This window comes from Variovorax sp. Varisp53, assembly GCF_059491555.1.
Genome location: NZ_CP168512.1, coordinates 6,045,854 through 6,057,637 on the forward strand (window position 1 = coordinate 6,045,854; position 11,784 = coordinate 6,057,637).

Sequence of the window (11,784 nt, forward strand, 5' to 3'; positions counted from 1 at the left end):
CCCAGGCCGCGCCCTTTTTGCAGGGGCCGCCCCCGGCAGGGGGAAGGAGAAGTGACACGAAGTGCACGAAGCCTGGGGGCGAGCAACGTTCCTCGGCTATATTGGGCTCATGTTCGAAGTGCTTGTTTTTGTGTACGAAAACTATTGGCGCGGCGATGCCTGTCCCGAACCCGATCAGCTGGGCCGCAAGCTCAGCGCACACGGCTTCGAGGCAGAGGAAATCCGCGAGGCCCTTCACTGGCTCGACGGCCTGAGCCTTGCCACGCAAGGCATGCAGATCGAGCGCAGCGCCAACGACGAGGCCAGCGCCACGGTCGTTCTTCGGGGCACTCCCGAAGCGGCCATGCCGCAGTCCGCCGATGCGATGCGCATCTACTCGCAGGCCGAGCAGGAGCACCTCGGCGCCGAGTGCCTCGGCTTCATCCGCTTTCTCGAATCGTCGAACGTGCTGCCCTGCGGCCTGCGCGAGATCGTCGTCGAGCGCGCCATGGCGGCGCCCGGCGACCCGGTCGCGCTAGACGAGCTGAAGATCATCGTATTGATGGTGCACTGGAGCACGGGCATCGAACCCGATGCGCTGGTGCTCGATGAGCTCTGCGAGTCGCGCGAGGGCCGCACGGCACACTAGGCGCCGCGGGAGCTGGCTGCTAGTTCAGCAGCCGCTCGGGATTCGCATCCAGCTTGGCCAGCGCTTCGCGCGTGGCACGCACCGTGAGCGTTTCTTCTTCCGCCGGCACCAGCAACCCGGCCTGCAGGTAGGTCGCCAGCCGCCCCGCCTGGATCAGGAAGCTGCGTCCATCCGCCGACGCGAACAGGTGCAGCTGCTTGCGATCGCTGCGCCAGACAAACTGCACCTGGCTCACGCGGTCGTTGTGGTCCAGCATGAACCAGTTGCCCACCTGCAGCTCATGCGCCCAGGCGAGCATGTCCTCGGGCACCTTGGTGCCGGCGGCGTCGGGAATGACCTCGATCGAGGCCGCATCCACGCCCAGCAGCAATTCGATGCTGTGAGCATCGAGCGGCAGGTCGGCGGTGCCGCCCACGTCGGTCACGAAATCTTCCAGGTGCGCCAGCCGCTCGGCCATCGCTTCGATCTTGGCCTGCGGGATCGCCTCGGTCTTCGACAGGAAGGCGTCGGACAGCGTGGCGCCGATGGTCTTGATGTGCGCCTCCTGCGGCTCGTCCACGATGCCGAGCAGGGCCATGCCCTGGCGCAGGCGCTGCAGCAGCTGCGGCAGGTCCTGGATCACGCGGGCACGGTCAGTTCGGTTGGGCTTGGCGCTCGCGGCCCACACCAGCTCCGAAGCCACGCGCTTGAGCATCACGGTCTGTTCGCCCTGCGCGCCGTAGCGCAGCGCGGCAATGGCGAGCACCTCGGCCCAGACCTTGAAGAGAAACTCCCGGATCTCGTCGCGCACCGGCATGTCGTTGAGCATCTTGCGCAACTCGATGGTGTACTGGATCGCCATCGTCTCCTTCTGCTCGACCTGCTGCGCCACGCTCATCACGCGCTGCGTGGTGTCGCTCTGGGTCAGGTAGCGGTTGAGGAAGGCGACGAATTCGTCGAACACCAGCTTGAACACGCGCTGGCCGGTTTCGGGGTACTGCTCGATCACCTGCACGACGCGGCGGATCTCGCCTTCGAGCGCGCTGCCGGTGATGGCGGCCGCGTCGAAGCCCATCACGCAGGAGCCCATGCGGTCGATCAGCATGCGCGCGGGGTGCTGCAGCGTGCCGAAGAACTCGGGCTCGGCGATGGCCACGCGCAGCACCGGCATCTGCAGGCGCGCGAACCACACGCGCGCCGAGAACGGAATGCGCTCTTCGGCCAGGATGGCCTGGAACATCAGCGCCACGATCTCGACCGTGGCCTTGTCGGCTGTGGTGGGCGCGCGCTTCTTGAGCTCGGTGGAGCGCCGGCGCAGGTCGACGGCGGTCTGCTGGATCAGCGTGGCCTGTTCGCCCGCGCCATCCATGTACTGCGTGGCGGCCATCCGGTAGGCAACCTCGGCGTCGGCGATGGCGCCGGCGAAGGTCCTGGAGAACACGCGGGGCGCCGCGCCGCCGCTCTGGCCCGGTTGGCTGCCTTGGCTGCCGCCACCCGTTGCGCGCCCTTCCGCGCCCCCGGCCTGGAACTGTGCGGCGGCACCGCCCGCGTCGCCGCCGATGCGCGCGGTCACGAAGCGCTTGAGGCTCAGCAGCGCGGTCTGCGCACGTTGCCGCGCGATCATCAGCGGCGAGCCGCCGGTGGTCGAGGTGGGCGCCATGGTCGAGGGCATGGACGCCTGCTGATGTCTTTCGAATCCGTGCCCGGGGCGCTGCGCAATGGTGGAACCGCCGGTCATGCCGCTGTCGACCGGCGCGACGCCCGATCCGCCCCCGCCTGCATTGCCCGTGCGCCGGACAAAGCTCTTGAGATCGATCTCCTGCATCACGCCATTGGCGATCAGATAGGCATTGGCGCTCTCGTAGGCCTTGACGATCACCTCGACCAGCCCCTGCTGCACCGTGTCCTGCACGCGGGCCCACAACCCGCGGCTCAGGCCAGCCGCCAGCCACTGGTCGACCAGCAGCTTGGCCAGCGTCTCGGGCTTGAGCACGTCCTTGGCGTCGAGCTCGGTCGTGCCTTCGAGGTGCTGGATGCGCAGGCGCAGGTCGCTGAGTTCGAAGCTGGCCTTGTCGTGGATCATCTGCGCGAGGCGCGAGGAGAGGATGTTGCTCTCCACCACTTCATTGCCGATCAGTTCGAGCCGCAGCGCCGCAGGTGCGGTCATGGCGCCGGATGTGGTGCCCAGCGCCTTGCGCCAGCCGGCCTGGGCGAGCGTCACCCATTGCGTGGCGTGGCCCTGGAACGCGACGAAGTCATCGCGGTTTTCCTGCATGGAACGGGCGTTGCCGGCCTCGGAGGCCAGGGCCGTCAGCCGGTCCCGGATCGCGTCGGCCAGCGGCGCAATGGCCCCCTCGGTGGCCGATACGAAACGCTCACGCGTCTCGCGTGCGAGCTGCAGGGAAGAGGCGGACCGCGCAATGCTCATTGAAAAGTCGGGAAGGCCAGGGTAGTTTGAACCCCGAAGTATCCGTCAGACCACGGCGCCGGCGTTCGGGTCGTCCTCGGATTCGCCGTCGCGCTTGGTCGGGCCGCCCTTGATGAGGTCTTCGCGCTTCACGCCGAGCCACATGGCGATCGCCGCCGCCACGAAGGCCGACGAGTAGATGCCGAAGCAGATGCCGATGGTCAGCGCCAGCGCGAAGTAGTGCAGGGTCGGGCCGCCGAAGAAGAACATCGACAGCACCACCAGCTGGGTGGAGCCGTGGGTGATGATGGTCCGGCTGATGGTCGAGGTGATTGCGTTGTCGATGATCTCGGTGGTCGACATCTTCCGGTAGCGGCGGAAGTTCTCGCGGATCCGGTCGAAGATCACGACCGATTCGTTCACCGAATAGCCCAGTACCGCCAGCACCGCCGCCAGCACCGCCAGCGAGAACTCCCACTGGAAGAAGGCGAAGAAGCCCAGGATGATCACCACGTCGTGCAGGTTCGCCAGCACGGTGGCCAGCGCGAACTTCCACTCGAAGCGGAACGCCAGGTAGATCATGATGCCCACGACCACCATGCCCAGGGCCTTCAGGCCGTTGGTGGTGAGTTCGTCGCCGACCTGCGGGCCGACGAATTCGTTGCTGCGCAGCTCCACCGTCGGCTCGGCCACCTTCAGCGCGTCCATCACCTGTGCGCTCTGCTGGGCGGAGGTCACGCCCTTCTTCACGGGCAGGCGGATCTGCACCGACTTGCCGAAGCTCTGCACCTGAACTTCGGTGTAGCCCAGCTTGCCGACGATGTCGCGCACCTTGCCCACGTCGGCCGACTGCGTGTACGCCACTTCCATCACCGTGCCGCCGGTGAACTCCACCGACAGGTGCAGCCCGCGGTGGAACAGGAAGAACACCGCCAGCGCGAAGGTGACGAAGGAGATGATGTTCAGCACCAGCGCATGGCGCATGAACGGGATGGTCTTGTGGATGCGGAAGAATTCCATGGCTGTCTCTTCTGCCTCTTACTTGGTTTCGGCCACGGCCGCGCCGTCGGTCTTCGGCCGCCAGACCGTGCCGATGGACACCGTCTTGAGCTTCTTCTTCTGGCCGTACCAGAAGTTCACGAGGCCGCGCGAGAAGAACACGGCCGAGAACATCGAGGTGACGATGCCGATGCAGTGCACCACCGCAAAGCCACGCACCGGACCCGAGCCGAAGGCCAGCAGCGCGATACCCGCGATCAGCGTGGTCACGTTGGAGTCGAGGATGGTGCCCCAGGCGCGTTCGTAGCCCGCATGGATCGCCGCCTGCGGCGACGCCCCGTTGCGCAGTTCCTCGCGCACGCGCTCGTTGATCAGCACGTTGGAGTCGATCGCCACGCCGATGGCCAGCGCCATGGCCGCGATGCCCGGCAGCGTGAGCGTGGCCTGCAGGATCGAGAGAATGGCCACCAGCAGCATCAGGTTGACGGCCAGCGCGATCGACGAGAACAGGCCGAACAGCGCGTAGTAGATGCACATGAACACCATGATCGCGGCGAAGCCGTACATCACGCTGTCGAAGCCCTTCTTGATGTTCTCCGCACCCTGCGTCGGGCCGATGGTGCGTTCCTGGATGATTTCCATCGGCGCGGCCAGCGAGCCGGCGCGCAGCAGCAGCGCGAGGTCGTTGGCTTCGGACACGGTCATCGAGCCCGACACCTGGAAGCGGTTGCCCAGTTCGCCGTTGATCGACGGGGCCGTGAGCACTTCGCCCTTGCCCTTCTCGAAGATCAGCATGGCCATGCGCTTCTTGTAGTTCTCGCGGCTCACGTCACGCATGATGGTGCCGCCCTTCGCGTCCATGGTCAGGTCGACCTTGGGCTGGTTGCTCTGCTGGTCGAAGCCGGGCTGCGCGTCGGTGAGGTTCTCGCCGGTGACGAGCACCTGCTTCTTCACGATCACCGGACGGCCCTGGCGGTCGAGGAATTTCTCGGAGCCGAAGGGCACCGGGCCACCGCTCAGCTCGGCCGAGCGGCCTTCGGCGCTTTCGTCCACCATGCGCATTTCGAGCGTGGCCGTGCGTCCGATGATGGTCTTGGCCTGGGCCGGGTCCTGCATGCCGGGCAGCTGCACGACGATGCGGTCGATGCCCTGCTGCTGGATCACCGGTTCGGCCACGCCGAGTTCATTGATCCGGTTGTGCAGCGTCGTGACGTTCTGCTTGAGCGCCGCGTCCTGGATGCGGCGCGCGGCCTCGGGCTTGATGCTGGCCACGATGCGCCATTCGGTGCCCTGCTGGCTCTCGACGGTGCTGAGGTCGGGCATCGTGTCCTGGATCAGGCGCCGGGTGGTTTCCACGCTGTCGGCGTCGCGCAGCGTGATTTCGACGGTCTGGCCGTTGCGGTTCACGGCGCTGCCGCGCACCTTCTTTTCGCGCAGCCCCATGCGGATGTCGCCGGCGAAGGATTCGGCCTTCTTGTCGAGCACGCCGCGCATGTCGACCTGCAGCAGGAAGTCGACGCCGCCGCGCAGGTCGAGGCCCAGGTACATCGGGAAGGCGTGCAGCGCGGTCAGCCAAGAGGGCGAGCGCGACACGAGGTTCAGCGCCACCACGTAGGAGGCTTCGTCCGCGTTCGGCACCAGGGCCTGCTGCAGCGTATCGCGCGCCTTGATCTGGTCGTCGGTGGTGGCGAACCGCGCCCGCACCGCGGTGGGTTCGAGGCTCAGCAGCTCGGGCGTGAGGCCGGCCGTCTTGAGCAGCTCCTGCACCCTGGCCCGGGTCGACGCGTCGATCTTGACGGTCGACTTCGCAGCCGACACCTGCACCGCAGGCGCCTCACCAAAGAAATTGGGCAGGGCGTAGATGAGCCCCACGAGCAACACGACCACGATGATCGCGTACTTCCAGACCGGGTAACGGTTCATGAGAAAGCGCTTTTTCTGAAACGGAACACGGCGTGAATTGGGGCCCTGCGCCGCAAGGCGCAAGGTTCAGCTCACGCTTTTATTGCTTGACGGCGCCCTTGGGCAGGACCTGCACCACGGCGCTGCGCTGGATCTTGATCTCGATGCCATTGGCGATTTCGAGGCCGAGGTACTGGTCGCCGATCGAGGTGATCTTGCCGAGCACGCCGCCGGCGGTGGCGACTTCGTCGCCCTTGGCCAGGGCCTCGATCATGGCGCGGGCTTCCTTCTGGCGCTTCATTTGGGGCCGGATCATGACGAAATACAGCACCACGAACATCAGCACCAGCGGCAGCATGCTGCCGAGGGAGGACAACATGTCACCGCCGCCGGCTGCAGCGGGCGCGGTCTGGGCGAAAGCAGAGGAAATGAACAAGAGAGTCTCCAGCAGAGGGAAGAGAAAACGATGGGAGCGCAGGACGTGCCCGCGGTTCCTTGGGCTTCGCGGCCGCGAAGGAGGCGGACCGCAAGTCAAAGCGCGGCGGGGCTTGGCCGCGCACAGCACCGGACATTGTATTCGGCGCAGATGACCGCTCCGCGCGCTTATCCGGCGCGGCGGGGAGGGCTTTCCGGGCAGTGGATCGCGCGCCGTTTGCTACGTTTTAAATAGCAACGGGCGCCCATCGGGCGCCCGTTGCATGTCGACCAGCCCTGAAGATCAGGCCGCCGCGCGCTGCCCCTGCGGGTTGCGCCACTTGGCCATCAGCTCACTCCAGCGGATACGGGCTGCCGCCAGGTTGCGATCCTTCACGTGGCCGTAGCCGCGGATCTGTTCGGGCAGGGCCGCGATTTCCAGCGCCAGCGCGTGGTTGTCCGCGCGCAGGCCGCCGATCACTTCCTCGATGCTGGCGCGGTACTCGCCGATCAACGCACGCTCGGTCTTGCGCTCTTCGGTGCGGCCGAAGATGTCGAGCGCCGTGCCGCGCAGGCCCTTCAGCTTCGCGAGGAAGCGGAAGCCCGTGAGCATCCAGGGACCGAACTTCTGCTTCTGGAGCTGCCCCTTGGCGTCCTTCTTCGCGATGAGCGGCGGCGCCAGGTGGTAGTTGAGCTTGTAGTCGCCCTCGAACATGCCTTCGACGCGGTCGAGGAAGGCACGGTCGGTATGCAGGCGGGCGACTTCGTACTCGTCCTTGTAGGCCATCAGCTTGAACAGATAGCGCGCGACCGCTTCGGTCAGCGCGGTGCTCTTGCCGGCGGCCGATTCGGCCTGCTGCACCTTGCCGACGAACTGCTTGTATTCATCGGCGTAGGCGGCGTTCTGGTAGCCGGTCAGGAATTCGACGCGGCGCGCCACCAGGCTTTCGACCGATTCGCGCTTCTTGAACTCGATGACCTGGCCGGGACGCACGCGCTTTTGCAGCTCTTCAGGACGCACCGCCGCCTGGCGGCCCCATTCGAACGCCGTCTTGTTGTTCTCGACGGCCACGGCGTTGAGCTCGATGGCGCGCATCAGCGACTCGTGCGCCAACGGGACCCAGCCCTTCTGCCAGGCGTAGCCCAGGATCATCGGGTTGACGTAGATGCTGTCGCCCATCAGCGCGGTGGCGGCGGCATCGGCGTCGAAGGTGCCCATGCCGTCGACGCCCACGGCGCGCGCGATCTCGGCGGCGCAGGCGTCTTCGGGGTTCTGCCAGTTGGCGTTGCGCACGAAGGCCGCCGTCGGCGAGCTGTGGCTGTTGAGCGCCACGTGCGTGCGCCCTTCGCGCATGCGCGCCATGGTTTCGCCGTTGACCGTGACCAGCGGATCGCAGGCCAGGATCAGGTCGGCCGCCGCGGTGCCGACGCGCGTGGTGCGGATGTCGTCCTGTGTGTCGCCGATCAGCACGTGGCTCCAGGTGGCGCCGCCCTTTTGCGCGAGGCCGGCCGCGTCCTGCGTGACGATGCCCTTGGCCTCGATGTGCGCCGCCATGCCGAGCAGCTGGCCGATGGTGATCACGCCGGTGCCGCCGACGCCCGCCACCACCACGCCCCAGACCTTGCCGCCGACCAGCGACGGAATCGCGGGCTCGGGCAGCAGACCGAACTCGGCCGGCGTGGCGCCCTTGTTCTTGCCCTTCTTCTTGAGCTGGCCGCCTTCGACGGTGACGAAGCTCGGGCAGAAGCCCTTCAGGCAGCTCATGTCCTTGTTGCAGCTGCTCTGGTTGATGGTGCGCTTGCGGCCGAACTCGGTCTCCAGCGGTTCGACCGACAGGCAGTTGCTCTGCACGCTGCAGTCACCGCAGCCTTCGCAGACCAACTCGTTGATGACCACGCGCTTGGCCGGATCGACGGCCGTGCCCCGCTTGCGGCGGCGGCGCTTCTCGGTCGCGCAGGTCTGGTCGTAGATGATGGCCGTGGTGCCGGGGATCTTGCGGAACTCGCGCTGCACCTCGTCGAGCAGGTCGCGGTGCTTCACCTGCACGTGGTCGCCGGGGATGTTCACGCCCTCGTACTTCTCGGGCTCGTCGGTCACGATCACGACCTTCGCCGCGCCCTCGGCATGCAGGCTCTCGGCAATCTGCAGCACCGAGTGGCCTTCCGGACGCTCGCCGACCTGCTGGCCGCCGGTCATGGCGACCGCGTCGTTGTAGAGGATCTTGTAGGTGATGTTCACGCCCGCCGCGATGCTCTGGCGGATGGCGAGCAGGCCGCTGTGGAAGTACGTGCCGTCGCCCAGGTTCGCGAAGATGTGCTGGTCGGTGGTGAAGGGCTGCTGGCCCACCCACGGCACGCCCTCGCCGCCCATCTGCGTGAAGCCGATGGTGGAGCGGTCCATCCAGGTCGCCATGAAGTGGCAGCCGATGCCGCCCATTGCGCGCGAGCCTTCGGGCACCACGGTGCTGGTGTTGTGCGGGCAGCCCGAGCAGAACCAGGGCTGGCGCGTGGCGTCGGCCACGCTGGTGGAGGCCTGCTGCACCACCATCGAGCGTTCCTTGGCTTCGAGGATGGCGAGTTGGGCATCGATGCGCGCGGCCATGTCGGCGCCGGCGGCGGCCAGCAGGCCGGTCTTCTTCAGGCGCGAGGCGATGGCCTTGGCGATGAGCGCCGGGTTCAGGTCGGCGTTGGCGCGCAGCAGCGTGTGCGAGGTCGGGTTGGGCATCGACCATTCGCCGCCCGAGTAGCCTTCGGCCGCGTGCACCTCGCCCTCGTCGAACTTGCCGACCACGTTGGGACGCACGTCGGGTCGCCAGTTGTAGAGCTCTTCCTTGAGCTGGTATTCGATGACCTGGCGCTTCTCCTCTACCACCAGGATCTCCTGCAGGCCGGTGGCGAATTCGCGCGTGAGCTGCGCCTCCAGCGGCCACACCACGCCTACCTTGTGCAGGCGGATGCCGAGCTGGCGGCAGGCCGCGTCGTCCAGGCCCAGGTCGATCAGCGCCTGGCGCGTGTCGTTGAAGGCCTTGCCGCTGGCCATGATGCCGAAGCGGTCGTTCGGGCCCTCGATCACGTTGTGGTTCAGCCGGTTGGCGCGGATGTAGGCGAGCGCGGCGTACCACTTGTAGTGCATGAGCCGGGCTTCCTGCTCCAGCGCATGGTCGGGCCAGCGGATGTGCAGGCCGCCGGGCGGCATCTCGAAATCGGTGGGGATGACGATCTCGACGCGCTCGGGGTCGATCATGGCCGTGGCGCTCGATTCGACGATCTCCTGGATCGTCTTCATGCCCGACCACACGCCCGAGAAGCGGCTCATGGCAAAGGCGTGGATGCCCAGGTCGAGGATTTCCTGCACATTGGCCGGGAAGAACACCGGCGTGCCGCAGGCCTTGAAGATGTGGTCGCTCTGGTGCGCGGCCGTGCTGCTCTTGGAGATGTGGTCATCGCCCGCCACCGCGATCACGCCGCCGAATTCGGTGGTGCCGGCCATGTTGGCGTGCTTGAAGACGTCGGAGCAGCGGTCCACGCCCGGGCCCTTGCCGTACCAGATGCCGAACACGCCGTCGAACTTGTTGGTGCCCGCGGGCGAGAAGCCCAGCTGCTGAGTGCCCCAGAGCGCGGTGGCCGCCAGCTCTTCGTTCACGCCCGGCTGGAAGACGATGTTCCGCTCCTTGAGGAACTTGCTGGCCTTCCATAGCGCCTGGTCATAGCCGCCAAGCGGGGAGCCGCGGTAGCCGCTGATGAAGCCGGCGGTGTTCTTGCCGGCCTGCTTGTCGCGCAGTTGCTGCAGCATGGGCAGCTTCACGAGGGCCTGCACACCACTCATGAAGGCACGGCCGTAGTCGAGGGAGTACTTGTCGTCGAGCGTGACGGTTTCTAGCGCCTTGCGGATGTGCTCGGGCAGCGGGGCGTTCATGGTGTCTGTCTCCGTATGGCGGGGCCTTGTGGGCCTGGCTGATTGCTTGGGTCTGTGCCCGGTAGGGCGCGAGCCCATGGTCACGCAAAGTGTATGCCGGGGTCGGCGACAGGTGTTTGCGTTCTTTGCCTCGAAAAAGCGGCTTCCAGAAAGAATCTTGCTTAAAATCCGCGCCAATGGAAAGCATCGATAAGTTCGACCTCGCAATCCTGCAAGAACTGCAGGCCGACGGTCGCCTCACCAACGCCGAGCTTGCGCAACGCGTGGGGCTCTCGGCCGCGCCCTGCTGGCGCCGGGTGCGGGCACTCGAGGAGGCGGGCGTCATCAAGGGCTACCACGCCGAGATCGACCGCCACAAGATCGGTCTCGGCGTGCTTGCCTTCGTGCGCGTGGACACCGAGCGCGTCACCCACGAGGCCACCCGCAAGCTGGAGGATGCGATCCGCAGGATGCCCGAGGTGGTGGCCTGCCACTACATCAGCGGCACCGGCACCTTCGAACTCCAGGTGGTGGCGCAGGACCTCGACAGCTTCTCGTCCTTTGCGCGCCAGCAATTGATGAACCTGCCGAACGTGAAGGACCTGCACACCAGTTTCTCGCTGGGCGAGGTGAAGGCGAGCAGCGCGCTGCCGCTGGGGCATCTGGCACGCTGAGTGCATGCGGCGACGCCGCCGCCGCCGCCCGATAGCGACAGCCTAAAATCCCCGCCCACCACCTCCCGCCGGACGGCGAAAAACAAGGACCCCGAATGAATCTCCTCCGCCGCGCCCTGGCCCTTGGCCTCGCAGCCGCCACGCTCGCATTCAGTGCCCAGGCGCAGAACCGCGAACTCACCGTAGCCTCCAGCGCCACCTACGCGCCCTTCGCCTTCGAGAACAAGGACAAGCAGATCGTCGGTTTCGACATCGACATCATCAACGCCATCGCGAAGCAGCAGGGCCTGAAGATCAAGATCGTCAACACGCCTTTCACCGGCATCTTCGGCGCGCTGAACAACGGCGACGTCGACCTCGTGATCTCGGGCGTCACCATCAACGAGAAGCGCAAGCAGAGCTACGACTTCACGCCGCCGTACTTCGCGGCCCGCCAGCTGATCGCGCTGCCGAAGAACAGCAAGGTCGCCTCACTGAAGGACCTCGCCGGCAAGAAGATCGCCGTGGTCAGCGCCTCCACCGCCGACGACATCGCCTCGCGCGAGTTCGGCAAGACCAACCCCGACATCCGCCGCTTCGAGAGCACGCCGCTCATCATTTCCGAGCTGGCCGGCGGCGGCGTCGATGCCGCCATGGGCGACAACGGCGTCATCGCTTATCGCGTGGCGCAGAACCCCGACCTGAAGACGCTGGACGACAAGTCCTTCCCCGAAGAGGGCTTCGGCATCGTCGTGAAGAAGGGCGACAAGGCCCTGCTCGACAAGCTCACCGCCGGCCTCGCGGCCATCCGCGCCGACGGCAGCTACGCGACGATCTACAAGAAGTGGTTCAACAAGGACCCGAACGTCCGCTGAGCCGCACCCCGCCTGTGATCCGATCACGGCCG

8 protein-coding genes are annotated in these 11,784 nt (G+C 66.5%); 3 read left to right on the forward strand and 5 right to left on the reverse strand.

The annotated features are described in order from the left end of the window. Positions 1-109 precede the first annotated feature (109 nt). Entirely contained in the window at positions 110-628 is a 519-nt protein-coding gene (locus tag ACEOAB_RS28485; RefSeq protein ID WP_056592983.1) for a Smg family protein, read from the forward strand. A 19-nt stretch (positions 629-647) separates the two neighbouring features. Here ACEOAB_RS28485 and ACEOAB_RS28490 read toward each other — a convergent pair whose 3' ends face one another. The 5 genes from ACEOAB_RS28490 to ACEOAB_RS28510 all read right to left on the reverse strand — a co-directional run bounded on the left by ACEOAB_RS28490 (position 648) and on the right by ACEOAB_RS28510 (position 10,245). After that, complete coding sequence (locus ACEOAB_RS28490) at positions 648-3,035, reverse strand: DUF1631 family protein (RefSeq protein WP_413749456.1); 2,388 nt, start codon at positions 3,033-3,035, stop codon at positions 648-650. Between the two features lie 45 nt (positions 3,036-3,080). After that, complete coding sequence (secF, locus tag ACEOAB_RS28495) at positions 3,081-4,034, reverse strand: protein translocase subunit SecF (protein WP_056592987.1); 954 nt, start codon at positions 4,032-4,034, stop codon at positions 3,081-3,083. Positions 4,035-4,052: 18 nt separating this feature from the next. Next, positions 4,053-5,936, reverse strand: a complete 1,884-nt coding sequence (gene secD / locus ACEOAB_RS28500; protein ID WP_413749457.1) for a protein translocase subunit SecD — start codon at positions 5,934-5,936, stop codon at positions 4,053-4,055. Positions 5,937-6,015: 79 nt separating this feature from the next. Next, complete coding sequence (gene yajC / locus ACEOAB_RS28505) at positions 6,016-6,351, reverse strand: preprotein translocase subunit YajC (RefSeq protein WP_007829092.1); 336 nt, start codon at positions 6,349-6,351, stop codon at positions 6,016-6,018. Positions 6,352-6,633: 282 nt separating this feature from the next. Then, positions 6,634-10,245, reverse strand: coding sequence for an indolepyruvate ferredoxin oxidoreductase family protein (locus ACEOAB_RS28510; RefSeq protein WP_413749458.1), 3,612 nt, complete (start codon positions 10,243-10,245; stop codon positions 6,634-6,636). Between the two features lie 176 nt (positions 10,246-10,421). On the opposite strand from ACEOAB_RS28510, the gene ACEOAB_RS28515 reads away from it, so the two are divergent. Together ACEOAB_RS28515 and ACEOAB_RS28520 are read left to right on the forward strand one after the other, a co-directional pair. Then, the gene (locus tag ACEOAB_RS28515; RefSeq protein ID WP_007829095.1) at positions 10,422-10,898 is read left to right on the forward strand and encodes an Lrp/AsnC family transcriptional regulator; all 477 of its coding nucleotides are present in this window, start codon (positions 10,422-10,424) and stop codon (positions 10,896-10,898) included. 95 nt (positions 10,899-10,993) lie between these two features. Continuing rightward, positions 10,994-11,752 (forward strand): basic amino acid ABC transporter substrate-binding protein, encoded by a 759-nt coding sequence (locus ACEOAB_RS28520; RefSeq protein ID WP_056592998.1) that lies wholly within the window; start codon positions 10,994-10,996, stop codon positions 11,750-11,752. The last annotated feature ends 32 nt before the right edge of the window (positions 11,753-11,784 follow it).